This window comes from Nitrospirota bacterium (genome assembly GCA_037386965.1).
In the GTDB taxonomy this organism is placed as follows: domain Bacteria; phylum Nitrospirota; class Thermodesulfovibrionia; order Thermodesulfovibrionales; family JdFR-86; genus JARRLN01.
Window position 1 is genome coordinate 1 of the sequence record JARRLN010000023.1, and the last position, 25,963, is coordinate 25,963.

The following is a 25,963-nucleotide window of genomic DNA, read 5'->3' on the forward strand; positions in this document are numbered from 1 at the left end:
TGCAGGGAGAAGTATTACAAATCTCAACCCTCCATCCTTTATGGGGTGAACAGACAGACTCCCGTGGTTCTTCCTGACCGCAAGAAGCGCTATGGCGAGGCCGAATCCGGTACCTGTGGGTTTGGTGGAATAAAAGGGGGAGAACATCTTGTCGAAGTCGCTGGGTACCGGTCCGGTATTGAGTATTTCAATTTGAACATCATGGGGCTGTCTGGGGGCTATTGAAGAAGCGATTCTGACATACGGGGACTTGGAATCAACAACAGCTTCTAGGCTGTTCTTTGTGAGACGATAAAGCATCTCGTATATCTGTCTCTTGTCGCCTATGACATAATCGGCCCCGGCTCCGATTTCAAACTCGGGGCTTATTCCCGCCTGCTTCAGTTCCTCTCCCAGCCTGCCAAGTGTCTCATCCACCGCCTGCCTCAAAGAGATGGGTTCAAATTCTTGTTCTCCCAGAAACATTTCAACGTAAATTCTCACATCGTTTACGAGACTGGCGATTCTCTGGTTCTCGTAATTTATGGTCTCATAGACTTCGTAGATGGGCTTTTCCTTCTCGGTCTTTCTGATGAGCCTGTTTAAATTACCGCCGATTATCGTGACGGGATTTCTCACTCTGTCCGCAATCCCTCTCATGATCTCGATATCGCATCTGGACGTTGTTTCGATATATGCGGTGTTCTCCACAAGCAAACAGAAATCAAGGAGCTTTCCCACCGAGATGTTCAAGGAAATCGACTTTTCCGTGGGCAGCTCGGAAGCGATAAAGGAATGGCAAAACTGCTTTGCCAGCGAGAAGCCCAGGTTCGAGTACCTCTGGTCTAGGTTGACCTCGACGTGTTTTATTCCTATTCGCCATAAATAAGAGAGAAGCTTCTTCTCGAGGCGGCTCTTGAAAATGAATTCAAACCACTTGGCCCACACGCTTTTCAGACGTTCCGGCTCACCCAAGTGCTCCATTATGACTCTGGTGTCACCTATCTCGTGAAATCTCCGGAAGAAGTAATCCGCGAATTCTTCCTGTCTGGAAGTAAGAAAGTCCCGGTGGGTTTCAAGCAGCATGAAATCCTCTTCGTTAAGGCCGATGTCTCGCTGAAGCTCGTAGAGCTTCTCATAAGGCACAATAGCGTCAAGCGCTGCTTGATACTCTCGCTCATTATTATTCATGACTTAATTATAAGCTATCAGATATAAAGAAAAACAGTCACTTTAAAACCTTAATGATACCCGTCTGAAATCTTCATGATATAACGTTAATGTCATATACATCTTTCAGGAAGTACGCTTGAGCGCTAACTCAATGGCAATAACTTCCTGCTTCGCGCTCCCCATGTGGCCGTGCTTTGCCATCTCCATGTCACCGACGAACAAGGATGAAAAACTGGACGGGCCGCCGCTATTTGCCGAATAGTTTCTTGACCCCCTCCTCCGTCGGGACGCCGACCTTTTCTTGCGCTTTCTCCTCTAGCATCTTCTTCACTTCTTTCGCTTCCTTGCCTACGTACTGCTCGACGCCCGCGCGGGCCGCCGCCTCGGTCGTCCGGTTCACCAAGGGCCTGAGGACCTGTAGGGCGATCTCGCCGGGTGATGCGCCGCCTTTGCCGCCCACGTTGGTAAGCTCAATGCGCGGGACCTTGGCCGAGCGGGGTTCCCCTTCCAGCGCCGCAACGTGGATAGCGACCTTGCCGCCCTCTATGAGCAGTTTGCGGATGAGAAGATTCTTTTCTCCTTCGGTCTTTCCCTTCTCTTTGGGGCCCTGCTTCTGATAGGCCTGGAGATTCTTCTTGATCTCATTGATGTTGGCCCTGCCGGACTCATTCACCTCGTAAGTAATGCGGGGCGCGGAGACCAAAATCCTGTTTATAACTATCGGGTCCTTGGTAATCGAGCCTATGTCGATTGCCACGGTTATGTTGTCCATGCTAAAGGCCGCCGGGGCTGAAAAGCCCGAAGGATTTCCTACGCTCAGCCCACTTATCGAGCCTGCCCCTGCCTTGAGCTTTATCTCGACCTTGGATACCTTCACATCGGTGCCGGTGGCAGCAGAGCCGTACTTTTCTATGGCAGCCTTCGCGATCGCATCGATATTGGCAAGCGCAAAGAAAAAGACGGCTATGACAGCTATAACGACGATTGCCAGAGCTATTAAGACCTTGCTTCCTGTCTTCATGGCATATCCCCCCTTTCATGGTCCGAGCCAGGCATCGCTGATCTTCTATAAGAAGATGCTAGCACTTTTTCACGCCGATGGTAACCGGAAGATGCCAGCTTGGTTCCGACGGAGACGACGTTCCCGATTACACGGACGAGTGCCCAGACGCCCCGAAGGACACAAAGGTCGACTTGCACGACTGCCGGATGCTCAGTAATGGACCAAAGACCTCATGAATAGGTGTCGTGGGCTCAGTTTTCCCGCTTTGGGCACTGTTTGTGGGTTTACACTCTCTGTTATCTCGGTGTATACTTACAAATGAATAAGCCCTTAAAAAAAGGATTTCCCTCGTCTCCGCGCAAATTAATCTTTATCTTAGTATTGGCGGTATTCATATCTGAATCAAATTTCTATGGCCGTCATTTATGCCCTTCGGCCTGTTTCTTTATCAAGCCTGACGGAGACACTTCTTGATTCTTCTTTATTAATTACGTTGCTCAGCCCAATACTTTATTTTTTTGTATTCCGACCCATGCTCCTCAATATAACCGAGCGTGAACAAGCAGAGGAATCATTGAGAAGATTGAATCAGGAATTGCAGAACAAGACCTCAGAACTTGCTCTCGCTTACAAAGACATGGAGAGTTTCAGTTATTCCGTGTCTCACGACCTTCGCGCGCCGTTAAGGATACTCGTGGGACTTTCGGACATAGTAATTGAGGACTATTACGATAAACTCGACGATAAAGGGAAGAAACTGTTGCATTCAATCCGGGGGGAGGCAGCGAGGATGGACAAGCTCGTCCAGGCACTTCTCCATTTATCGAGAGTGGGCAGACAGGAGATGAAGGTAGACGAGATAGATATGGAGAAACAGGCAGGGCTTATCGCCGCCGACCTTAAAGCATTGGCTCCTGAGCGAAATATTGAGGTGACAATTGAGCAACTGCCGCCTATACGTGGTGACATTACATTGATTCGTCAGGTATTTACGAATCTCCTCTCCAATGCTGTTAAATTCACTGGGGCTAAGGATTTGGCACTCATCACGGTCGGAGGACTCAGCGGAGACGGCGAAAATGTTTATTACGTTAAAGACAATGGTGTTGGTTTTGATATGGCTCATGCAGATAAATTATTTGGTGTTTTTCGGCGGATGCACAGCGAAAAAGAATTCGAGGGCATCGGCATTGGCTTGTCTATCGTCGAACGAATTGTAAAGCGTCACGGCGGTCGTGTATGGGCTGAAGGAAGGCCTTATGAAGGTGCCACTTTTTATTTTTCTTTGCCAAGAAGGTAAGTAAGAGGCAATCGTTTCTTGTCATAACGTTCCCTTGATATCAAAGACTGAAACCTGAGGGGAAAACATGGGAAATTGTCACTGTTGATTTCCACGATTAAACAAGCAGAGGCTGTTGAGTGCACACAGCCGTGAACTTCAGGAAAGAAGCCTTCCTATTGATTTCCGAATGAATCCAGCGTGTTTCCACCGGCCAGATGCTGCGTATTTGAAATAGGAAGAATCATGGCTCCAGCAGGCCTCTTGGGTGCGACCTTCTGTGAGTAATCCTACCGAGCATATGTTGTTCTAACTGAAATAACTTAAAGCTGATCAAAAATGCCAATAAGTAGCACACTCCATTACGTTGGAGGACATGTCGCGCTTTCTGGAAGAGAGTATCGAAGGACTTAGCAGGTCAACAAGCGACTCCGCTACTCACAGCTCAAGGCGTTTTTCAATCGCGTCATAGACTCAAACGGGATGAACATCAAGAACCCCTGCAACAGTCCACTTCTTCTGAAAGCCTTCAGAAACATCCCGCATAAGCCGCGGAAGATCTTGGATAAGGAGACGGTGGACGCCTCTCGCGAGTCTCAAGCCCGTCGGAATCAAGGCTTCATAGAGAAAGTTGCGCAATTTATTTCCCGTTTTTCGCGTGCGTGATCGACTTGCCCGGCAGGTTGACGGCGTCGCCCGGGACCTCGCCCTTAAGGGCCTGGACGATGTTTTACGCCGCCTCCATGGGCTTCGAAGATACTCCCGGGCGAAAATTGCTGATCCCAAGATGCAGAGCTTGCGTGGTGAGTCGGCACAACAGAACTGCACCTTGCAATAGCAGACAAGGCCGAGGCCCCCCTTTCAGAGGGATTCTCATGCGACGGGTGTCGGAGTTGTTGCCCACAAAGGTCGTACGCACGTCCAGATAGGCACACTGCAGTTGCATTCTGAGCGGGCCGGAGCCAAGAAAAAAAGTGCGTTGTGATACATTTTTTTCAAACGGTCTCATGGTAGATTTATCCAGGCTTGCCGAGCCGGGAAGGCGGCAGGCGCACCGGGCAAGGAGGAGATATCCATTGGGTATATGGGGCACATCGAGGGCAGGCCTCGGGGCGAAGGCAAAGAGGCTCCACAGGCCGTAGTGCGGTCCCTGGACGTGAAGCCGTAGCAGCTCCCCATTAACGAAGAGGGCTGAGCCCACTGTGCACGTTCGTGCTGTCCCGCAGTCAAGCGTTGAGCCGCGTTAGGCGCTCAGGCATTAATAGGTACCCTCTTCGCTCCCCCTGACAAGGCTAGGCAAAATACTCCAAGGATGTGCCGCAACACTGCGAGGCCCAGGCACTGATTAATTCCTTTTTCACTTCCAGACGGGCGAGGATGAGGCGAAACGGAACAAGGCGGCGATAGAGAAGCTTTTGGAGGGTGATTTGGCGAAGAAAGGAGACGACGTGAAGAAAGTGATATTGGCGATTTTCTGTATGGTCTTTCTGGTCGTCTGTGGCGGTGAGGCGCCAAACCCAACACGAGATACCGAATCGGGATCTCAACCTGAGCCCGTTCCCGTGCCGGAGGGCTATATCATTGACGATTTCACTTTCTACGCGACACCGGACATCCAAAGGCCCTCGAAGGGGGAGACATACATAGACCCCGTATTCAAGACCTCCATTACGAGGGTAACGGACTCGGCCACGGAAGCTGTCACAAGCCGGGACTTCACCCTTGAGCAGCCGGGGTATCCAAAGCATGACATAGAAAACGCCGACGGTACGCTTCTTCTTATACAGGCCGTAGGGGGCTCAGGATGGGCAATCTTTGATGCCAACACTTTCAATTTCATCAAGTGGATACCTACAAGCCTGATAGGATGGAGCCGGCCCATAGACGCCCGATGGAGCAAGACGGATCCGAATATAATCTATTACCAGATGTTCGGCAAGTTCTGGCGTTACAACATTGTGACTGATGAGAATATTGCGCTGTTCGACTTTAAGGCCCTTTATCCTCCCGCAGAAGGAAGCGATTATCCGAATTGTGCTCAGACTATGAAGGAAGAAGGCGAGCCTTCCATGAATGGGCGGCTATGGGCTTTCTCTATCTACTGTCACGACCCTAACCATTCCTGGTACGACGCTGCACTTGTGGTGTTGGATAAGGACTATTACGGCTTTGACCAGCCAGAGATAATCTCCAGCATTACCCCCGCGGACCCCCAGTGGAGTTCGGCGGGTCTTGGATATGCCTCGGTGTCTCCTTCGGGAGATTATGTGATGACCAGCGTGAGTTCTGTTTTCCCCATTGACCTGAGCAGCAGAACACCAACGGGGCTTTCCTGCTGTCATGCCGACTGGGGCATAAGCGAGGAAGGCCGCGAGGTCATCTTGGGTTCCAAGTATATCGGTAGCGGAAAGTACGCCGCCGCTATGGTAGACGTTGAAACGAAAGAGATAACCATCCTCTCGCCTCCTCTCTCTCATGTTGGTGTCCACTACTCGGCAAACAATTACGATAAGCCGGGTTGGGGGCTGGTGAGCATGTACGCGCCCAGTGCGCCGGATGTTCCCGATGCGTGGGGAGAGCATGAGGTCTTTCTGGTGGAACTCACCAAGCGGACTGACCCTCCTCCTCATGTCTGGAGGCTTGCCAACACGCATACCATGAAGAAGTCGTATGCCGATGACCCCTTCGCCAAGATTAACAGGGCCGGAACAAAGGTCTGGTTTGGCACGGGTTGGGGAGCCTCCATAGGCGATGCCGGCACGCACTACGATGTCTACCAGATAGATATCCCGCAGGAATAGGGCAAGGGTCAATGTGACGAAGACGGCGGCTCTCACCTGCGAAGAGGCCAGGCAGCGATGGGGCACCAGCCACAAAAAAGCACTTCGTCATGGACTCCCGGTTTGACGGGTATTCTTATACAAGCGGACCATCCGCTACCTGCGTGTAGAAGCTAAGCCCCGAGGCGTCCTGGTTCTCAAGACCAGGCCCAGCCCGCACACGCCTTGCCCGGCTCCTTGACCGTATGCCGCCTCCCGCCGCGTGAAAAAGGTGGCGGAAAAATTCTAAAATGACAGTAACGACGCACAAGGGGAGGTGCCGTGCAGGCAAGGAGCCTTAAACTCACCACGAAGTTCATGCTCGGCATCGGGGTCATCCTGTTTTTCTCCATCAGCATAATCTCCTTTGTTTTCTACGTGTACCTGAAGGACCTCTATGTTCGCGAGATATACGAGAAGACGGACATCGCCCTGGGACACATCGACGCCACCATGGAGTACGTCCGCGACGAGCTCAGGCCGAAGATGCTCCACGTGTTGCCCAGGGACGAGTTCGTCCGCGAAGCGATGTCCACATCCGTCGTCAACAAGGGGATTATGGACAGGTTCGTGACGAAGTTCCCCGATTATATTTACCGGAGGGTCGCACTGGACCCCATGAACCCGGACGACGAGGCTGACGAGTTTGAGAGGGGGTACATACGGAAGTTCTCGGCGACGCCGGAGAAGGACAACGAGTGGAAGGGGCTGGTCAGCAAGGGGGACAAGAGATATTACATGCACCTCAAATCCGTGACGATGGAGAAAGAATGCCTCATGTGCCACGGGGCGCCCTCCTCGTCGCCGAAATCGCTCCTCGACCGGTACGGGAGGGAACACGGCCATAACTGGAAAGTGGGAGACGTGGTCGGCCTGGAGTCCATCGCGATACCCGTGGACGAGACTTTTTATCAGATACGGCAGGTGGCCTTCTCCATTTTCCTCCTTGGTTTGACGGGGATGATCGTCCTGTTCATGGTCCTCAATTACTTCTACTACGTCGTGGCGGCGAAGCCGCTGAAAAAGGCAAGCCAGTTTTTCACGTCCGTCGTCGGCGGCGAAAGGGGCCTCGACGTGAGCTTCGATGTCAGGGGACAGGACGAGATATCCGAGCTGGCGGACGCGTTCAACCGCATGGTGAGCCACCTGAAGAAATCCCAGGAGGACTTGAAATCCTCCGAATCGAAATACAGGCAGATATTCGAAGCCTCCAAGGACGGCATTATCGTGACCGATTGCCAGGGGCTGGTGATGGACGTCAACAATTCCGGCGTGGACCTGTTTGGCTGCAGCAGCAGGGAGGACTTCATGGAAAACATGTCGCTCCACGATTTCTTCGTACGGGAGGAGGCCTGTGCGGAATTTTTGAGGCGCATGGACAGGGACGGCTTCGTCAAGGATTACGGGACCTCCTTCAGGACGAAAGACGGCAGCGAAATAGACGTGTTGATCACGGCTACCCAGCGGAAAGACGAAAAGAAAAATACGTGCGGCTATGACTGCATCGTCAAGGACATCACGGTCTGGAAAGGCATGGAACGGCAGATACGGCAGGCCGAAAAACTCGCGTCGATAGGGCAATTGGCGGCGGGTGTCGCTCATGAAATCAACAACCCCCTCAGCGTGGTCATGGGCTACTCCAGGATGCTTCAGAGGGACAGCGTCGACGGGCGGATAAGGGACGACCTCGAGGTTATCAGCAACAACGCCAGCCTGTGCAAGAAGATAGTCGAAGACCTCCTGAATTTCTCCAGGCAGACCAAGACGCGCTACGAGAGGGCCGACGTCAGGGAGACCATGGAGTCCGTCGCCTCCGTGCTGGAGGGCGAGTTTGCCGGCAGGGGCGTCACAATCGTGCGCAACTACGACCCCTCGGTCCCCGCGGTCGCCATGGACGTGGACAAGATGAGACAGGTCTGCATGAACCTCCTCATGAACGCCTACCAGGCGATGGACGGCGGCGGCCGCATTACCATCTCGACCTGTCACGATAAGGCCCACGGCGGGGTCGTCATCACCGTTTCGGATACGGGGCGCGGCATTCCCAAGGACATCCAAAACAGGGTATTCGAGCCTTTCTTCACCACGAAGGAGCCGGGGCAGGGGACGGGGCTGGGAACCGCGGTCGTTTATGGCATAATCAATGAGCACAATGGTAGAATTTCGTTTGAGAGCAATGCGGGGGAGGGTACGACGTTTACGATATGGCTTCCCCTGGAGAAATCGCAATCATGAGACAGGCCGTCCTCATAGTCGACGACAAGCACGATATGCTGAAGTTTCTGGAGAGGCTTGTCCGGCGGGAGCTGGGCGTTGACGTCTACACGGCCGACCGGGGCGAGGAGGCGCTCAGGATAGTCCGGGAGGACGGCGTGGGTATCGTCCTTGCGGACATCAGGATGCCCGGGATGGACGGCATGGAGCTGCTCACGAACGTAAAGGCACTGGATTATTCTGCCATCGTCATCATGATGACCGCTTACGGCAGCATCGAAAAGGCCGTCGAATCCCTGAAGCTCGGAGCCTATGATTTCATCACCAAACCCTTTGACGAGGAGAGGCTGCTGCACACGCTGAGCAACGCTCTGGAGCACTCCAGCCTCGTCCGCAAGAACCTCGACCTCGAAAGGAAAATCAAGGAAAAGGAGGCGTCCGAGCATTTCGTGGGGCAGTCCGCTCCCGTCAAGAAGCTCGTGGAGACCATTCAGCTCGTGGCCAAGACCGACGTGACCGTCTTGATTACCGGAGAGACGGGCACGGGCAAGGAACTGGCGGCCAGAATGACCCACGCCCTCAGCAACAGGGCCGACGGGCCGTTTATTGCGGTAAGCTGCCCCGCGATACCCGAGAACATCCTCGAGAGCGAGCTCTTCGGCTACAAGAAGGGAGCTTTCACCGGGGCTCTCGTCGACAGGACGGGGCTCTTCGAGGCGGCTGGCGGGGGGACCCTGGTGCTGGACGAGATTGGCGACATATCGCCGGCGCTGCAGACGAAGCTGCTGAGGGTCTTGCAGGAAAAGGAGATAAAGCCGCTGGGGGACAACCGCACCTATAAAGTGGACGTGCGGATAATCGCCTCCACGAACCAGGACCTTCGGGACAAGATAGCCGCGGGCCAGTTCAGGGAAGACCTGTACTACAGGTTGAACGTCGTCTCCGTCCACACCCCCTCGCTGAGGGAAATCCCCGAGGACATACCGCTCATGGCGAACCATTTTCTTTCCCTGTACTGCTCGCAGTTCGGCAGCAGCAAGAAGAGGTTCTCGGAGGACGCCATGCGGACGCTGGTGTCGAGAAAATGGACGGGCAACGTCAGGGAACTGCAGAACGAGGTGGAGAGGGCCATAATATTTTCAAAGGGGGAGACCATAACGCCCGGGGACCTCGGGTGTGCGCTCCCGGGGTTGCCCTGTGACGAGGAGACCGACTCGACGCCCTGCGAGTTCAAATACAAAGAGGCCAGAAGAAAGATCCTGGAGGACTTCAACGTCGCGTACATCACCCGCCTGTTGAGGGTCTCCGAGGGCAACGTGTCGCTGGCGGCCAAGGAGGCGGGCCTCGAAAGACAGTCACTTCAGCACCTGATGAAGAAATACGGCATCTCCGCCGGTGAGTTCAAAAGGGGTGCAAATAAATTTAGCACTGCAAGATAATTTTTGCATCCGGTCTCGCCCCTTCCACTGCCCTTTGCTTTAAGAAACCCTTTGCTTTCCGCGCTTTTTTCCGTCTTTGCTCCTCTGGCATGGCTATTGCTCTCCTATTGGCCGAATCCAGTAGAAAGGAGGGTGTCATGCCAGAGGAAGGGAAAAAGTCCGTCACGGATTATTGTGAGACAAAGGAATGCGCTGACGAGGCGCCGCAAGCCCCGATGGGGTGGAAGGAACTCTATTTGAAGGAGGACTGGTGGGCCATTTGGCTGGGGCTCGGCATCGTGGTGGTCGCCTACCTGTTTTTTGCGGGCAACACGACCATAAAATGGATCGCGGTCACGCCCGGAAAGTGGTCCAACTTCGGCGAATTGGGGTCGCACTTCACGGCGCATCTCGGCCAGTACGTAGCGCAGTTCATCATGTGGGCGGTCATCTTGAGCATCAGCATGAAGGCATTGAGGTTCAAGCTCTCGGAATTCTTCCCCTCTTTCGTGTTCATTTACGTGTTTTCCATCATCATCTTCATGATCGGTGCGTGGGACCAGGCCCACCACTACAACCTGGAGCCGCCGCTGGTGGCCCTTGTGCTGGGCATGCTCATCTCCAACCTCATCGGGCTGCCGAAGTGGATGGACACTGGATTCCGGGTTGAGTACTACATCAAGACAGGCATCGTTCTGCTTGGCGCCACCCTGCCGTTCACGCTCATTATCTGGGCCGGACCGGTAGCCATCGTGCAGGCCTCGATCGTTTCGATCACCACGTTCCTGGTCATCTATTTCGTTGCGAAGAAGATGGGGCTCGACCGGAGGCTGGCCGCCACGCTCGGGGCCGGAGGCGCGGTGTGCGGCGTGTCCGGTTCCATCGCCATCGCCGGCGCCGTCGGGGCCAAGAAGGAGCACGCGCCCATCGCCATCACCATGGTGATTCTCTGGGCGATCGTCATGATCTTCTTCCTGCCGCTGGTCTCCCGCGGCCTGCACCTTGCCACCGGCGTCGCGGGGGCCTGGATAGGGACGTCGGAGTTTGCCGACGCCGCCGGCTTTGCCGCCGCCCAGGCATACGGGAACCTGGCCGGCCACGTCTCGGGCATTGGCGGCACGCCGGACGACGCGGTATGGGGATTTACCCTCATGAAGGTCGTCGGCCGCGACGTCTGGATAGGCATCTGGGCGTTCGTGATGGCCCTCATAGCCACGACGAAGTGGGAAGTGAAGACCGGCGAAAAACCCCAAGCGGCCGAGATATGGTGGCGCTTCCCGAAGTTCGTCATCGGCTTTGTGCTGGCCTCCATCATCATGACCATCATCGCGAGCAATTACAGTTTCGCCGATTACAACAAGGTCGTCAAACCCCTGCTCGTCGGCCCTATCAAGGCCCTTCGCACATGGGCCTTCATATTCTGCTTCTTCAGCATCGGATTGACGACCCGGTTCCGCGAACTCGCCCGTACGGGCGCCAAGCCTTTCTGGGCGTTTACGTCGGGAGTCGTCGTTAACGTGACCTTAGGGTTCATATTGTCGACCTTGGTGTTCATAGAATACTGGTCGCATCTGGCCCATTAGGACCCCTCCGTCGGCTCCGGCCGCGCATTGCGCGGCCGGAGCCAAATGGGCCGGGTGGAGAGCCATTGACGGGAGGCGAAGGTGAGCCGCAACAACGGAGACGAACGCTGCCGGCACTGTCTGCATTTCAATAATTCCCCGGAGTACCTGGAGTCCGTCTACAAGGGCATGACGGCCTTGAGTTCCGCCCATGCCTCGGTACGCAAGGAAGACGGAATATGCAAGCTCAATGACATCTATCTTTCGGCCGGCGGCTGGTGTGATAAATTCGAGGCCCGTTCCTCCCCGCGCACCCATGAGGAGCGTCCTGGGGCTCCGTGAGAAACCGGACATCCCTCCGCTGCTTCTTCCTATTCGTTGAAGGGCGGGGCTTCGGTGCTTTGATGTCGCCGTTGAGATGCCTTCACATGGGGGCGTCTTCTCCGCAGTGATTGCTTTCATCCCGGCTGCTGCCATTTCCACGCCCTGTCCCCGCAAGGCGCATGAGCACCCGGCCGCTTCTGCACAACCAACGTATGGAGAAAGGCCGGGCCGTTGCGCCGGCTCAGGCGGCGGCCCCGGTAAGTTTCTGCGCTATCATATGGGCCAGGTGCGAGAGGCTCTCGTCGCGGGCGCCCATCACCACCACGGCCTCCTCTTCTCCCAGGGCCTCCAGGAGTGCGGCCCTGTCCGGGACCGTCTCGGCGCGGCGTCCCCTGTTGCGCACCCCTGCGGCGAGGTCCTCGCTCGATATGTCCCTGGCGGCCGTCCCGCCGGCGTAGAAGATGGGAAGGAGAAGGAGCCGGTCGGCGTCGCGCAGGCCCGATGCGAAGGCCTGGATGTACTCCTCCCGCATGAGGCGGGTGGGGCCGTAGCCGTGGGGCTGAAAGACGTAGCAGGCGCTTGCCCGGAGGGCCCGCACCGAGGCCATGAGGGCCGCTATCTTGTGGGGGTTATGGGCGTAGTCGTCTATCACCAGGCGCCCACCCTCGTCCAGGTGCAGGTCGAACCGCCGCTCGATGCCCTCGAACTCCGCCAGATGGGGGATGGCCTCCCGCACCGGCACGCCCATCGCCGAAAGGGCGGCCAGGGCGGCCAGGGCGTTCAGGACGTTGTGCTTGCCGGGAAGGCTCAGCCGCACCTTCGTCCCGCCCACGGTGAACTCGCTTGACAGGGGCCCGAGCACCAGGTCGGCGGCCCTGAAGGCCGAGGTCTCCCGCAGGGAGAAAGTCAGCGCCCCGGGGGGGATGACGGGGGCCAGGTTGGGGTCGTCGGCGTTGGCGATGACCGCGCCCGAGGTGTTTCCGGCCAGGGCCCGGAACATCTCCTGCGTGTCCTCCACCCGGTGGTGGTCCAGGGCGAGGTTCAGAAGGACGGTGTCCCGGGGCCGGTAGGTGACGATGGTCCCATCGGACTCGCATGCCTCCAGCACGAGGCGGCGGGAAGACCCGGAGAGGGCGTTCCCCGGGTTCACCTCCGAGGCGAACTGCTTGACCCTGCCGCCCCCGAGGAAGTTGGGGCCCAGCCCCAGGCGCTCCATGAGCCAGGCCAGGAGGCCCGCGGCGGTGGACTTTCCGCTGGTGCCGCTCAGGGCGGTGCTCTCGAAGGCCGAGCACAGCTCGGCCAGATATTCCGGGCGCGTCCTGAGAGGAATGCCGAGCTTCCTGGCCCGGAGCACCTCGGGCCGGTCGGGCTCCACCGCTGTGCTCATCACCACGAGGCCGAACTCGCGGGTGAGGGCGCTCCCGTCCTGGGGGACCAGGCGGATGCCTGCGGCCTCGAGCCGCTTCTTCAGGGGGTGGCCGGGGTCTTGGTCGAAGGCCCGGTCGGAGCCCACGACGTCCTGGCCTTGCATCCGCGCGAAGAGGGCGAGGGCCGAAACGCCGCTCCCCCCCACGCCGGAGAAGTATATCTTCCGGGGGTCCGCCATCTCGGAGCTATTGTACTCTATCCGGGACGCTGCGGGACACCCCGGGAGGGATACAGCCCGGAGAGGGCCTGCGCACGCCTCCCTTACGAAACCGCCGGAGAAAAACCCTTCTATGGCGGGAGCTTGCAGACTGAAGACGGAATCGTGCTGCGAAGAGAAATGCGGTTTCTCTCAGCCTTCCAGCCCCCGCCTTTTCTCCTCGAATTCGGTCCGGTTTATCTCGCCCCGGACGTAACGGTGCCGGAGGATGTCCAGGGCGTCCTTTTCCCGGTGGGGCTCCTCGCGGCGCGAGAGGATGGCCCACCGGATGAACACGGCCAGACCGAAAAGGACCGCCAGCCACAAGGCGAGGTGGAAGAGCCATCCGAACAGGCCCAGCCCCAAACCCAGGCCCAGGCCCGAGCCGTACCCGCTCCCCCAGCCGGGATAACCGCCCCACTGCTGGGCCATGAAGGCCCAGAGGGTTCCGGCCGGCATCTCGATGGATAGCATCCCATTAATCTCCCTGCCACATTCTAGCAGAGAACGGCCGGCTGTCAACCTGTTCATGCAGGACGCACGGGAGATGTGGGGCGGAGCAGAAATGCGGTAAGATAGCAGGTTGAGGACGGTCTGATGAACTGGCATCAAAAAAGCATCGAACAGACGCGCGAGGCTCTGGGGAGCCCCCCCGGGGGGCTGAGCCCGGAAGAGGCCCAGAGGCGGCTCGAGGAGTACGGGCCCAACGAGCTTCGTGAGAGGAAGCCCCGCACCGTCTTCATGATGTTCCTCGACCAGTTCAAGGACTTCATGATCATCGTCCTTATTCTCGCGGCGGTCGTCTCGGGGTTTATCGGTGGCGTCTCCGACACGGCGGCCATCATCGTCATCGTCGTCCTCAACGCCGTCATTGGCTTTGTCCAGGAGTACCGGGCCGAGAGGGCCATGGCGGCCCTGAAGCAGATGGCCGAGCCCTCGGCCACGGTGATGCGGGAGGGCATGGCCCGGGAAGTGCAGGTGAGCGAGGTCGTCCCGGGGGACGTGGTGCATCTGGAGGCGGGAAATATCGTGCCGGCCGACGTCCGCCTGACGGAGGGCGTGCAGCTCAAGGTCCAGGAGGCGGCCCTCACAGGCGAGTCCGCCCCCGTGGACAAGGAGACGCGGACCCTCCGGGACCCTTCGCTCCCCCTGGGGGACAGGCGGAACATGCTTTACAAGGGCACCACCGTGGCATACGGTCGCGGGGCGGGCGTGGCGGTGGCCACCGGGATGCAGACGGAGCTGGGACGCATTGCCTCCATGCTGCAGGAAGAGGAGGAGGTCAGGACACCGCTCCAGAAGCGGCTGGCCCGGTTCGGCCAGAAACTGGCCGTGGCTGTCCTGGTCATTTGCGCGGTGGTCTTCGCGGTGGGGCTTCTGAGGGGCCAGCCCGCCTTTCTCATGCTCCTGACGGCCATTTCCCTGGCGGTGGCCGCCATACCCGAGGCCCTGCCCGCCGTGGTCACCATCTCGCTGGCCCTGGGGGCGAAGAAGATGGTCCGGCAGAACGCCCTCATCAGGAAGCTTCCCGCCGTGGAGACCCTGGGCTCGGTCACCTACATCTGCTCGGACAAGACAGGGACCCTCACCCTCAACCGCATGAGCGTGGAGGAGGTCTACGCCGACGGCAGGGTCTGGAGGATTGCGGAGCTTCCGGCGCCCGGGGGCGGAGACAGGGATGCCCCGTGGCCGCTCCTTCTTCACGGCATGGCCCTGAGCAACGACGCCCGGCGCACTGCGGGGGGCGCGGTCATCGGCGACCCCACGGAGGTTGCCCTCCATAACGCGGCGGGGGCGAAGGGCCTTGCCAAGGAGGAGGCCGAGGCGGCCTTCGGCAGGGTGGGGGAGGTGCCCTTTGATTCGGAGCGAAAGCTCATGAGCACCGTGCACGCCTGGGACGGAGGATTCGTCTCCTTCACCAAAGGGGCCGTGGACGTGCTTTCCGGACGGTGCGTGGACGTCCTCACCGCGGAGGGCCGGGTCCCCCTGGACCCGGAGAAGATTCACCGCGTCAACGACCGCATGGCGGCCGATGGCCTCCGCGTCCTGGGGATGGCCGTGCGGTGGTGGGATGAGAGGCCCGGGGACATGTCTTCGGAGAACGTGGAAAACGGCCTTACCCTCATCGGCCTTGTGGGCCTGATGGACCCGCCGCGCGAGGAGGCGGCCCGGGCCGTGGACTTCTGCAAGAGCGCGGGCATCAGGCCGGTGATGATTACGGGGGACCACCCCATCACGGCCAGGGCCATCGCGCGCCGCATCGGCATCATGCGGGAGGGCGAGGAGGGCGTGACCACGGGGAGGGAGCTCTCCAGGCTCCCCCTGGAGGAGTTTGAACAAAGGGTCGAGCACATCCAGGCATACGCGCGGGTGGCCCCGGAGCAGAAGCTCGGCATCGTCAAGGCCCTGCAGGAGCGGGGGCAGTTCGTCGCCATGACCGGCGACGGGGTCAACGACGCCCCCGCCCTCAAGCGTGCGGACATCGGGGTGGCCATGGGGGTGACGGGGACCGACGTGGCCAAGGAGTCGGCCCACATGGTTCTTCTTGACGACAACTTCGCCACCATCGTCCGTGCGGTCGGCGAGGGGCGGAAGATATTCGACAACATCCGGAAGTTCATCAAGTACACCATGGCCAGCAACTCCGGAGAGATATGGACCATCTTTCTCGCGCCTTTCTTCGGCCTGCCCGTCCCGCTTCTGCCCATCCATATCCTCTGGATAAACCTGGTCACCGACGGCCTCCCGGGGCTCGCCCTGGCCATGGAGCCCGCCGAGAAGGACGTGATGAGCCGGCCGCCCCGGCATCCCCAGGAGAGCATATTCGCGCACGGGCTGGGTTTCTTCATCGTCTGGGTGGGCCTCCTCATGGGCTTCCTCTGCATAGGAACCCAGGCCTGGGCCATAGAGGCGGGGACGGCCCACTGGCAGACCATGGTCTTTACGGTCCTGTGCCTGAGCCAGATGGGCAACGTCCTTGCCGTCCGCTCCGAGACCGAAAGCGTCTTTCGCCAGGGCCTTCTGAGCAACATGCCCCTCCTGGGGGCTTTCGTGCTGACGCTGGTCCTTCAGATGGCGACCATCTACGTGCCCTTCCTGAACCCCGTGTTCAAGACCGAGCCCCTGACGGCCGGAGAGCTGGGCATTACGCTCGGGGTCTCCTCGGTGGTCTTCGTAGCCGTGGAGGTGGAAAAGCTCATAAAGAGGCGAAGGCGCACGGCCCCCGGGGTGGGGAGCGCCTCGGTGTGATTTGGCTAACTGAACGGGGGGCGCTTCCCGGGCAAACTGTAGGGCGGCGCGCTGCCTGCGGCTTGCGCTGCGGCAGGGAAAAACTGGAAAAGGAAACAGGCCCTTTGGTAGAATAAAGCCTATTTTTCCGGGGGAGGCATTGATGGAACTCAAGGGACAGGTCGCGCTCGTCACAGGCGGGGCACGGGGCATCGGAAAGGCCATTGGCCGGAACCTCGCCCGCAAGGGCGCGGACCTGGTCGTGGCCGACATCGGCGAGCAGGAGGCCCGGGAAACCGCCTCGGAGCTCGAGAAGGAGGGTGTGCGCACCCTAGCCCTACGCATGAACGTGGCCAATGCCGGGGATGTCGCCCGGGGGGTGGGCGAGGTCAAGGAGCGGATGGGGCGCCTGGACATCCTCGTCAACAACGCCGGCATCACCCGCGACGCCCTCCTCATGCGCATGAAGGAGGAGGACTGGGATGCGGTGCTCAGCGTCAACCTCAAGAGCGTCTTCCTCTGCACCAGGGAGGCCGTCAGGCTCATGGCCAAGCAGCGCCACGGGCGCATCGTCAACATCGCCTCCGTGGTGGCCTTCATGGGCAACCCCGGGCAGGCGAACTACAGTGCCTCGAAGGCGGGCATCGTGGGGCTGACGAAGACCGCCGCCCGGGAGTACGCAAGCCGCGGCGTCACGGTGAACGCCGTGGCCCCGGGCTTCATCGTCACGGCCATGACGGACGCCCTGCCGGAGAACGTCAAGGAAGAGATGCGGCGGGCCATCCCCCTCGGGGAGTTCGGGACCGCCGAGGACGTGGCCGCAGCCGTGGCGTTTTTCGCTTCGCCCGAGGCCGGATATATCACGGGACAGGTCCTTCACGTAAACGGCGGCATGTATATGTAGCGCTTCACCCATACGAGAAAGAAACCGGAGGAGGAAGGATGGAAGAGCAGATCAAGGAAATCATTGCGAAGCAGCTGGGTGTCAATGTTTCGGAAGTGACGGAGGAAGCGTCATTCGTTGACGACCTGGGCGCTGACTCTCTGGATACCGTGGAGCTGGTCATGGCCTTCGAGGAGGCCTTCGGCGTGGAGATACCCGACGAGGAAGCCGAGAAAATCCTCAAGGTGGGGGACGCCGTCAACTACATCAAGAGCAAGAAGGGATGACGGAGCCGAGACGCGTTGTCGTAACCGGCCTGGGCGTGGTGAGCCCCCTGGCCGTGGGGACCCGGGAGACCTGGGAGGCCATGCGGGCCGGCAAAAGCGGCATCGGCCCCATTACCCAGTTCGACGCAACCGACTTCGCCACGCGCATTGCCGGCGAGGTGAAGGGCTTTGACCCGGAGCGGTACATCGAGCCCAAAGAGGTCAAGAAGATGGACCGCTTCATGCACATGGCTGTGGCGGCGAGCACGATGGCCATGGAGGACGCGGGCCTCGCGGTTACGCCGGAGAACGCCGAGCGCGTGGGCGTCATCATCGGCTCGGGCATGGGAGGGCTGCCGGCCATCGAGAGGTACCACAAGGTCGTGCTGGAGCGCGGTCCCCGCCGCCTCACGCCGTTTTTCATCCCCATGGTCATCATCAACCTGGCCGCGGGGCATGTCTCCATGCTCTTCGGTGCCAAGGGGCCGAACTCGGCCGCGGCGACGGCCTGCGCCACGGGGAGCCACAGCATCGGCGACAGCTTCCGCCTCATCCAGCGGGGCTATGCCGACGCCATGATAAGCGGCGGCGCGGAATCGTGCATCACCCCCCTGGGCATCGGCGGGTTCAACGCCATGAAGGCCCTCTCCACGCGCAATGACGAGCCGGAGCGCGCCTCCCGTCCTTTCGACAGGGACCGGGACGGCTTCGTCATGGGCGAGGGCGCGGGCATTGTCGTCTTGGAGGAGATGCACGGGGCCCTCAGGCGGGGCGCCCGCATTCATGCCGAGGTGGTGGGTTACGGCATGACCGGCGACGCCTATCACATGACGGCTCCCGCCCCGGAGGGGGAGGGTGCCGCCCGGTGCATGGCGCTCACCCTGAAGGACTCCGGCCTGTCCCCCGGGGAAGTGGACTACATAAACGCCCACGGCACCTCGACGAAACAGGGCGATGAGATTGAGACCACGGCCGTCAAGACGGTCTTCGGCCAGCATGCCTACAAGCTCGTGATGGGCTCGACCAAGTCCATGACGGGGCATCTCCTGGGTGCGGCCGGCGGCGTGGAGGCCGTGGCGACGGTCATGAGCATCGTCGACGGCGTGATCCCTCCCACGATAAACCTTGAGAACCCCGACCCGGAGTGCGACCTCGACTACGCGGCGGGCAAGGCCCGGGAGCGCGCGGTCCGTTGTGCCATGAGCAACTCCTTCGGCTTCGGCGGCACCAACGCCTGCCTCCTTTTCAAACAATTTGAGAAGTGAGCCCCCGGTCCCCGACCTTTCGGGGCTTCAGGAGAAAATAGGCTACCGCTTCGCCGACCCCGGGCTTCTCCTCGAGGCCCTCACCCACAAGTCCTATCAGCACGAGAACCCCGAGGCGGAGCACAACGAACGCCTGGAGTTTCTGGGCGACGCCGTTTTGGGCCTTGTGGTCGTGGACTACCTCTTCGGCCTGAAGGAGCAGCATCCCGAGTCCGTGATGTCCCGCATCAAGAGCCATATGGTGCGTGGAAGCGTGCTGGCCTGGATGGCCCGGACGGTATCCCTGGGGGAGTATCTGCGGCTGGGCAGGGGGGAGGAGGACTCCGGTGGGCGGGAGAAGCGCTCCATCCTCGCCGACGCGGCAGAGGCCGTCATAGGCGCCGTCTACCTGGACGGCGGCCTTGAGGCGGCCAGGGATTTCACCCTCCGCTCGCTGGGTGAGAGGCTTGAAAAGGCCGTGGCCTCGCGCGAGTATGCCGATTACAAGACCCAACTGCAGGAGGAGAGCCAGATGCGCTTCGGAGTCCTGCCGGAGTATCGCCTCCAGGCGGTCCATGGCGAGGAACACCGGCGGGTCTTTACCATGGAAGTCCTGATAGCGGGCGTGCGGTACGGCACGGGAAAGGGCACGAGCAAGAAGGAGGCCGAGACATCGGCGGCGCGCCGGGCCCTCGAGCACCTAAGCGGGAAGGAGCGGGGAAAAAGCCCTTGAATTTTCCCGGCCGGACATATATGATTTTCATCATAGACGCCTCAGGCTTTCCGGACGTTAAAGTTAAATGAGCAAGGAGGGACTTCATGGGTTATACTCAGGCGGCCCTTGCCGACAAGATTCGCGAGATGTACCCCGAGATCGAGCGCCACGGCATCAGCATGGGCCTCCGCTTCGACGAGCGGAAAAACGCCTGGATGGTCCATCTGAAGAAGGGCGACCATGAGCTTGAGACCCATCTGGAGAAGGCGGACGCCGACCAGTGCATGGACGGCGTGAAGTGCGTCTATCTGGGCGTGCAGATATGGCAGTTCCTGAAGAATTTCGAAGAAGGCGACTAGCCGCTTAAAACTCTCAAGGAGGTGTGGGAATGAAGTTGGTGATAGACCTGGATACCTGCGAAGGATGTGAGTCCTGCGTTGAGATGTGCCCCGATGCCATAGAGATGGGCGACGACGGCAAGGCCCACGTCATCGGCGACGCGTGCAGTGCGTGTGACTGCGACGAGCTGGTCGGCATCTGCCCGGTGGAGGCCATCAGCACCGAGGAGTGAGACGTCCGCTGAGGGGCTGTCGTAAACGAAACGAGGGGCCTCCCCCCGGGGGGAGGCCCCTCTTATTGCTGTGCGCATTAAAGAACCGACGTGCCGGTGCCGACCACCTGCCTTAAAATAATCATTGTTTCAGGCTTCAATGGAATGTGCAAAACTAACTGGTTAGAACCTATCTCAAAATCAAAGTGGTTTAATTTGTCATGTCCGCATGTCGTAAGCGGGCATCCGGAAGGGCTTGAAAACGCTGAATTCCCGCCGCAGTTTACCCCCGCGAAGGCGGGGGCGGGGAATGACGTCAAAAGGCCAGATGCTGTGCAAATCTGATTTTGAGATAGGTTTCAGTATTATGCGCCCTCCGCACCCGGGGCGGCGGCCTGTCCGGGGCGCCTCCAGTAGGGGTTTGAAAGGTCCTCGAAGGCGCTGATGGCCGCGCTGCTGCCCTGTCCGGCGGCGGCCGCTATCTGCTTGACGCCCCCCGTCACGTCGCCCGCGGCGTAAACGAAGGGGATTGCCGTGCGCTGGCGGTCGTCGGTGCGCACGTAGCCCTCCCGGTCCAGTTCCAGCCCCAGTTTACGGGCTATGTCGTTGACGGGCTCATAGCCGATGGAGACGAAGACGGCGTCCGTCTTCACGGTGCGCGTCTCACCTGTCGCCAGGTCCTCGAGCTTCACCTTCTGCACTTTGTCCTTGCCCAGGATTTCCACAATGCGGGTGCGGTACATGACCTCTATGTTGCGTTGAAAGACGCCCTGCTGAAGCCGCTCTTCGGCCCTCAGTGTCTCGCGGCGGTGGAGGATTCGCACATGGGCCCCCAGGCTGTCCAGGTAGAGGGCGTCGGTGAGGGCGGAGTTGCCGCCTCCCACCACCATGACGCTCCTGCCTTCGCGATAGAGATAGCCGTCGCAGGTGGCGCAGTAGCTCACGCCCCTGCCCGTAAGCCGTCTCTCGCCGGGCGCCCCCAGAGTGCGGTGGGTGGCGCCCGTGGCCAGGATGACGGCCCGGGCGTTGTACGTGCCCCGGGTGGCCACTACGCGAAAGCCCTTTTCCGTACGCCTGACGTCCTTGACCGCCGCCCCTGTCAGCAAGGGAGCGTACTGCATGGCGTGCCTGGTCATGAGGTCCACCAGGGCCTTTCCCGTAATCATCTGAAACCCCGGGTAGTTCTCTACGACGGGCGTGACGGCCACCTGCCCGCCCAGGACGCTGCCCTCGAACACGGCGGTCCTGAGCCCGCTTCGCTCCGCATAGATGGCCGCGGTCAACCCCGCGGGCCCTCCACCCACGATGGCCACGTCCAGGTCCTTTATCTCCTCCGGGCCCACGGCGGGTATGTGCTCGGCCGCGCGGCCCCGGACCACCGCCTCCATGAAGCTTTCCTCGGATTCAAGCCCCGAGGAGGTCTCCCGGTCGTTGATAAACGTCTTGGGCACGGACAGGGCCCCGAACTTCTCGGCCAGGTCCCGGTTCTCGTATATCTCTACGACTTCGGCCGAGACCAGGTCCGGACGCTCCACCGCGGCGGCCAGGGCATAGGTGGCCTGCTGCGGGCAGTAGGGACAGGTGGGGGAGACGAAGACGCGCACCCGCCGCTTCTCCTTTGTCCTTTGCAGGCGCTTCCGCGAATCCTCCGCCATCTCCCCTCGGCCGGTGGAGGCCATGACGACGGCCCCGAGGAGGGTGCTTCCCTCCTCGCCCAGGGGGGCTCCCGTGAAGCGGATGTCGTACGTCCCGGGGCTTACCAGAAGGGTGGGGGAGCGCTCCACGCCGTACCTGCGGGACGCCTCGTCCCCTACGGAGTGTTCCTCGAGGCGGATTCTCTCCTCCATGGAGGATATCTCGCGCAGAAGCTCGCGGAGGATGTCGTTGTACTGGTCGTTGACGCCCTCCCGGGTAAAGAGCATCAGGGTGACGGGCTCCTTCAGGAGGGCGAAGCTCTGCTTGAGCTGCTCCCTCATCTCTGCCGTGAGGATTTGCTCTGCCATGAGAGCATTATATCGCACTTCCGGGGCAAGGGCGGTTTCCCTCTCCGGGCGGCGTGGTATGATAGAATCTCAAAAAACCGGAGCCGGGAGGGATACATGCTGTCGGAGCGGGTCAAGAGCATCAAGCCGTCGCCCACCCTTGCCATGGACGCCCGGGCCAAGGAGATGAAGGCCCGGGGGGTGGACGTCGTCAATTTCGGCGTGGGGGAGCCGGACTTCGATACTCCCGGGAACATCAAGGAGGCGGCCATACGGGCGATACGGGCCGGTGAGACCAAGTACACCCCCGTGGGCGGCATCCTGCCGCTGAAAGACGCCGTCATCGAGAAGCTCCGGAAGGACAACGGCCTGTCCTACTCGCGGGAGGAAGTGATGGTCTCCTGCGGGGCCAAGCATACCCTCTATAACATCGCCCAGGCCCTCTTGGACCCCGGCGACGAGGTCATCATCCCCGCCCCGTACTGGGTGAGCTATCCCGACCAGGCGCTTCTTGCGGGCGCCACACCGGTCATCGTCAGGACGGAGGAGTCCGAGGGCTTCATGCTCCGGGCCGAGGACCTGGAGGCCGCCGTCTCCCCGCGCACCAAGGCCCTCGTTCTGAACTCCCCCTCAAACCCCACCGGTGCGTGCTACACGAGGGAGAGGCTGGAGGAGATAGCCCGCGTCGTGGCCCGCCACGACGTCATGGTCATCTCCGACGAGATATACGAGAAGCTCCTCTACGACGGCGCCGAACACGTGAGCCTGGCCTCCCTGGGCGGGGAGGCCAGGGAGAAGACCATCGTGGTAAACGGCGTTTCCAAGAGCTACGCCATGACCGGATGGAGAATCGGCTATGCCGCCGGTCCCGCCCCGGTTATCAAGGCGATGACGAACATCCAGAGCCAGTCCACGAGCAACCCCGCGAGCATCGCCCAGTGGGCCGCGCTGGAGGCCCTCACCGGTCCCCAGGACTCGGTGGAGGAGATGCGCCGGGAGTTCGACGCGAGGAGAAGGTACCTGGTGCAGGCCCTGAACGCCGTCAGGGGCATCACGTGCCTCTCCCCGGGCGGAGCCTTTTACGTCTTTCCCAACACCAGCGCCCTGTACGGCGGCCGGGTAAAGGGCTCCCTCGAGCTGGCGGCGTATCTTCTGGAGGAAGCCGGTGTGGCTCTCGTGCCGGGGGAGGCCTTCGGGGACGATAACTTCGTCCGCATCTCCTACGCCACGGCCATGGAGGACATCAAGCGCGCGGTGCAGAGGATAGCAGAGGATAGGGGCGGCGGTGGCGAAGCTGTAGGAGGGTGACCGCTTTCTCGTTCGACGTTGGACGGGGCCGGTGATGACGTGAGGGGCCGGTTCCGTTGATTTACCGAACTTTCACCTACGAAGACGCAGAGTTCTTATTATGAGGCAGTGTTTGCATGCATACAAAACCCGTATAAGTGTTTTGCAGAAACAAGTCCCTACACTGCGGAAGCCATCCTGGCAAGTTCCTTGTTGGAATTAGGCGTATTGTCTGGTTTGAAAATCAATTAGGGTTATGATAAATTATTTCTAATGAAACACATTACAGGACAAGACGTTCTCACTTTTTTCAGAGACTGGAATTTGTCTGACTTTAAATATGTCAAATTTCATAGAGAAAGATATGCATATTTAATAAATTTCATTGCTGATTCTCTTCAAGAAACTAATTGCGACACATCTGAAAAATCTGGTTTTAGTATTCTGGATATTGGAGTGGCTCCTCAAACAGCTCTAATTAAACACTTCATAACACCTAATGTATATACTCTTGACAATAAAAAAGGAAGCAAACAGTTCTGTGGGCGAGAACATTTCATTTTTGATCTTTATGATGTTCTTGATGCAGCTAATCATAAGAACTTTGGTAAATTCTCAGTAATTGTATTAGCGGAAGTATTAGAGCACGTGCTGGTTTCACCAAAAGCCATCTTTTCTTATCTTATTAAGTTAATGAAAGACGATGGTTTATTATTTGTGCAAACACCGAACGCTGCCGGTCTGAGACAGAGGCTTACCTTGTTGGCCGGGATTAATCCTTTTGATTTACCTCCCGATAGCAGTAAGTCTCCGCACGGACATGTGAGGGAGTACACATTTAAGGAGCTTATTGCTTTGGGAGATGAGGCTGGATTAACTGTCACACAGAGGAGGGGGTATAACTATTTTCAGGTATATGAAACTCTTATGATGGATATATACAAGATGTTATGCAATAACCTTTTGCCTTATACGCTGCGAAGCGGCATAACCATCTGTTTCAAGAAGCATTTCAAGTAGGCTATCCCACTTGTAGCATCCAATCGTTAATGACTCTCTGGTTATAGAACAGTGCAAGGCGGCATTCTGCGGTGCGTACTGAGGATTACGACAGCAATGTGAGACTTTATGACTCTGCTATGACGGTTAGTTTAATTTGTAGAGGTTCTACTTCTTAAATTTCTTCCTGAATGCACCAAGTCCGAACAGACCACTTCCAAACAGGAGCAATGTTGATGGTTCAGGAACGGTAGTACCGATGCTATGGTAGTCGGCAAAGATTCTCCATGCTGTATTGCCGATGCCATCACCATCGAGGTCCGGAAACCAAGTCCAGAGATGGACTCGACCCCAATCAAAGTCGTCGAGGTTAAGCCCTGCAGGTAGTGATGTTCCGGAGTAAAGGGACCCGTCAGTATTGAATAAGGACAACCCCGCCTGCAGATAAACGAGATTGTCTGTAACGCCTGAAGGTAGGGTTAAATTGCTAAGTGGCAAGGAGTGTGTCGTCACAACCTCAAAGAGTCGTACGGTACGTTGTCTTGGACTTGTACATTCTGATATGCACTCGCCGGTGGTCCGGAGTAGAAAATAGCATCATTGATATTAATGTCCACCGAATTCAGCTGTCCCGTGTCAGAATCGTATTCGAGGCTGCCCGAAACCGAATCACCCAAAGAAACTGATCCTGCAAGCGTTGCGGTTTCGGTCCCTTCCGTGCCCTCGAATGCTTCAATGACCTCAAAACCAGAGAAATCAAATGTGACCGGCGTCGCGCTTGCCTCAGACGCGGTAAAAAAGGTTAACCCTAATATAATCGCTAATAACTTAATTCGGCCGAAATGTGTTTTCAAATACATAACTCCTCCTTACTCGGGGAGGATTCACCCCTTGCACTCCCCGAAGATTAAATGACGGAATGACTCAAATAACCCAATCACCTATCGATGTATGCGCCCCAATCTCTTTCTGACCAGCGCCATTCCTGCCAGTCCCATCCCCAGGAAGAGCATGGTCCCCGGTTCCGGAACGGCAGATACATCGCCGGGGCGCAGAGCCCAGGCGAATAAGTTGAAGGACTTACGTTCCATGGCCTGAAGGCCAGGGTCGAAGCCGACCGCGTAGTCGAAGTAAAAGACCCATGCGACATCAGGGTCGGCGGCCTCAGTACCAGACCAGTAGGCGTCGTTGTCGGGCTGCAAGTGTATAAGGTTGTGCAGCAAGAATAATGCCACTTTATAAGGAATTCCTTTTGGTAATACGACATCAAATGCTGAAATTCGGTCGGTGGCGACCATTAACAGATTTTCTCCAAGGTCATAAATATCCCGAACCTTGCCCCGGCGCGGCTGATAGCCGGGGATACTGCTTTCCATAACGACAGGAGTGGACATACTTTTCTCCCGGATTTTTT

At 58.5% G+C, this 25,963-nt stretch carries 21 protein-coding genes and 1 pseudogene; 15 read left to right on the top strand and 7 right to left on the bottom strand.

The features are described 5' to 3' along the window. Both P8Y39_04705 and P8Y39_04710 read right to left on the bottom strand, forming a co-directional pair. On the bottom strand, positions 1–1,170 hold a 1,170-nt coding region (locus P8Y39_04705), incomplete at its 3' end, for a protoglobin domain-containing protein (GenBank protein MEJ2191636.1). 229 nt (positions 1,171–1,399) lie between these two features. Further along, positions 1,400–2,173, bottom strand: a complete 774-nt coding sequence (locus P8Y39_04710) for a hypothetical protein (GenBank protein MEJ2191637.1) — start codon at positions 2,171–2,173, stop codon at positions 1,400–1,402. A 394-nt stretch (positions 2,174–2,567) separates the two neighbouring features. Between P8Y39_04710 and P8Y39_04715 the strand changes: the two genes are divergently transcribed. The 6 genes from P8Y39_04715 to P8Y39_04740 all read left to right on the top strand — a co-directional run bounded on the left by P8Y39_04715 (position 2,568) and on the right by P8Y39_04740 (position 11,789). Then, positions 2,568–3,455 carry an ATP-binding protein gene (locus tag P8Y39_04715; GenBank protein ID MEJ2191638.1) on the top strand — a complete coding sequence of 296 codons (888 nt, stop codon included), beginning with the start codon at positions 2,568–2,570 and terminating at the stop codon, positions 3,453–3,455. A 1,406-nt stretch (positions 3,456–4,861) separates the two neighbouring features. After that, on the top strand, positions 4,862–6,235 hold the full coding sequence (locus tag P8Y39_04720; GenBank protein MEJ2191639.1) for a hypothetical protein: 1,374 nt from the start codon (positions 4,862–4,864) through the stop codon (positions 6,233–6,235). Positions 6,236–6,535: 300 nt separating this feature from the next. Continuing rightward, complete coding sequence (locus tag P8Y39_04725) at positions 6,536–8,488, top strand: DUF3365 domain-containing protein (GenBank protein MEJ2191640.1); 1,953 nt, start codon at positions 6,536–6,538, stop codon at positions 8,486–8,488. After that, on the top strand, positions 8,485–9,906 hold the full coding sequence (locus P8Y39_04730) for a sigma-54 dependent transcriptional regulator (protein ID MEJ2191641.1): 1,422 nt from the start codon (positions 8,485–8,487) through the stop codon (positions 9,904–9,906). The genes P8Y39_04725 and P8Y39_04730 overlap by 4 nt, the downstream gene beginning before the upstream one ends. A 215-nt stretch (positions 9,907–10,121) precedes the next feature. Continuing rightward, entirely contained in the window at positions 10,122–11,468 is a 1,347-nt protein-coding gene (locus P8Y39_04735; protein MEJ2191642.1) for a putative sulfate exporter family transporter, read from the top strand. Between the two features lie 81 nt (positions 11,469–11,549). Beyond that, positions 11,550–11,789, top strand: coding sequence for a hypothetical protein (locus P8Y39_04740; protein ID MEJ2191643.1), 240 nt, complete (start codon positions 11,550–11,552; stop codon positions 11,787–11,789). A 223-nt stretch (positions 11,790–12,012) separates the two neighbouring features. Here P8Y39_04740 and P8Y39_04745 read toward each other — a convergent pair whose 3' ends face one another. Beyond that, on the bottom strand, positions 12,013–13,377 hold the full coding sequence (locus tag P8Y39_04745) for a Mur ligase domain-containing protein (GenBank protein MEJ2191644.1): 1,365 nt from the start codon (positions 13,375–13,377) through the stop codon (positions 12,013–12,015). A 171-nt stretch (positions 13,378–13,548) separates the two neighbouring features. Then, a complete protein-coding gene (locus P8Y39_04750; protein ID MEJ2191645.1) occupies positions 13,549–13,869 on the bottom strand; it encodes an SHOCT domain-containing protein in 321 nt (106 codons plus the stop codon). A 123-nt stretch (positions 13,870–13,992) separates the two neighbouring features. Here P8Y39_04750 and P8Y39_04755 point away from each other — a divergent pair, with 123 nt between their 5' ends. The 7 genes from P8Y39_04755 to P8Y39_04785 all read left to right on the top strand — a co-directional run bounded on the left by P8Y39_04755 (position 13,993) and on the right by P8Y39_04785 (position 20,302). Next, positions 13,993–16,644, top strand: coding sequence for a cation-translocating P-type ATPase (locus P8Y39_04755; protein MEJ2191646.1), 2,652 nt, complete (start codon positions 13,993–13,995; stop codon positions 16,642–16,644). A gap of 142 nt (positions 16,645–16,786) precedes the next feature. Then, the gene (gene fabG, locus P8Y39_04760; protein ID MEJ2191647.1) at positions 16,787–17,527 is read left to right on the top strand and encodes a 3-oxoacyl-[acyl-carrier-protein] reductase; all 741 of its coding nucleotides are present in this window, start codon (positions 16,787–16,789) and stop codon (positions 17,525–17,527) included. Positions 17,528–17,565: 38 nt separating this feature from the next. Further along, positions 17,566–17,793, top strand: coding sequence for an acyl carrier protein (locus P8Y39_04765; GenBank protein MEJ2191648.1), 228 nt, complete (start codon positions 17,566–17,568; stop codon positions 17,791–17,793). Then, the gene (fabF, locus tag P8Y39_04770; protein MEJ2191649.1) at positions 17,790–19,037 is read left to right on the top strand and encodes a beta-ketoacyl-ACP synthase II; all 1,248 of its coding nucleotides are present in this window, start codon (positions 17,790–17,792) and stop codon (positions 19,035–19,037) included. Before P8Y39_04765 ends, fabF begins: the two co-directional genes overlap by 4 nt. After that, positions 19,027–19,749 carry a ribonuclease III gene (gene rnc, locus P8Y39_04775; GenBank protein MEJ2191650.1) on the top strand — a complete coding sequence of 241 codons (723 nt, stop codon included), beginning with the start codon at positions 19,027–19,029 and terminating at the stop codon, positions 19,747–19,749. The genes fabF and rnc overlap by 11 nt, the downstream gene beginning before the upstream one ends. Before the next feature lie 86 nt (positions 19,750–19,835). Next, complete coding sequence (locus P8Y39_04780; protein ID MEJ2191651.1) at positions 19,836–20,090, top strand: hypothetical protein; 255 nt, start codon at positions 19,836–19,838, stop codon at positions 20,088–20,090. Positions 20,091–20,119: 29 nt separating this feature from the next. Continuing rightward, on the top strand, positions 20,120–20,302 hold the full coding sequence (locus P8Y39_04785; GenBank protein MEJ2191652.1) for a ferredoxin: 183 nt from the start codon (positions 20,120–20,122) through the stop codon (positions 20,300–20,302). A gap of 344 nt (positions 20,303–20,646) precedes the next feature. On the opposite strand, the gene P8Y39_04790 is transcribed toward P8Y39_04785, so the two are convergent. After that, complete coding sequence (locus P8Y39_04790; protein MEJ2191653.1) at positions 20,647–22,284, bottom strand: FAD-dependent oxidoreductase; 1,638 nt, start codon at positions 22,282–22,284, stop codon at positions 20,647–20,649. Positions 22,285–22,380: 96 nt separating this feature from the next. Here P8Y39_04790 and P8Y39_04795 point away from each other — a divergent pair, with 96 nt between their 5' ends. Both P8Y39_04795 and P8Y39_04800 read left to right on the top strand, forming a co-directional pair. Next, positions 22,381–23,571 (top strand): pyridoxal phosphate-dependent aminotransferase, encoded by a 1,191-nt coding sequence (locus tag P8Y39_04795; GenBank protein MEJ2191654.1) that lies wholly within the window; start codon positions 22,381–22,383, stop codon positions 23,569–23,571. Positions 23,572–23,823: 252 nt separating this feature from the next. Continuing rightward, complete coding sequence (locus P8Y39_04800; GenBank protein ID MEJ2191655.1) at positions 23,824–24,570, top strand: methyltransferase domain-containing protein; 747 nt, start codon at positions 23,824–23,826, stop codon at positions 24,568–24,570. Between the two features lie 488 nt (positions 24,571–25,058). On the opposite strand, the gene P8Y39_04805 is transcribed toward P8Y39_04800, so the two are convergent. Next, positions 25,059–25,409, bottom strand: coding sequence for a hypothetical protein (locus tag P8Y39_04805; GenBank protein MEJ2191656.1), 351 nt, complete (start codon positions 25,407–25,409; stop codon positions 25,059–25,061). Positions 25,410–25,784: 375 nt separating this feature from the next. After that, positions 25,785–25,943, bottom strand: a pseudogene (locus tag P8Y39_04810) (phosphoribosylaminoimidazolesuccinocarboxamide synthase). Between the last annotated feature and the right edge of the window lie 20 nt (positions 25,944–25,963).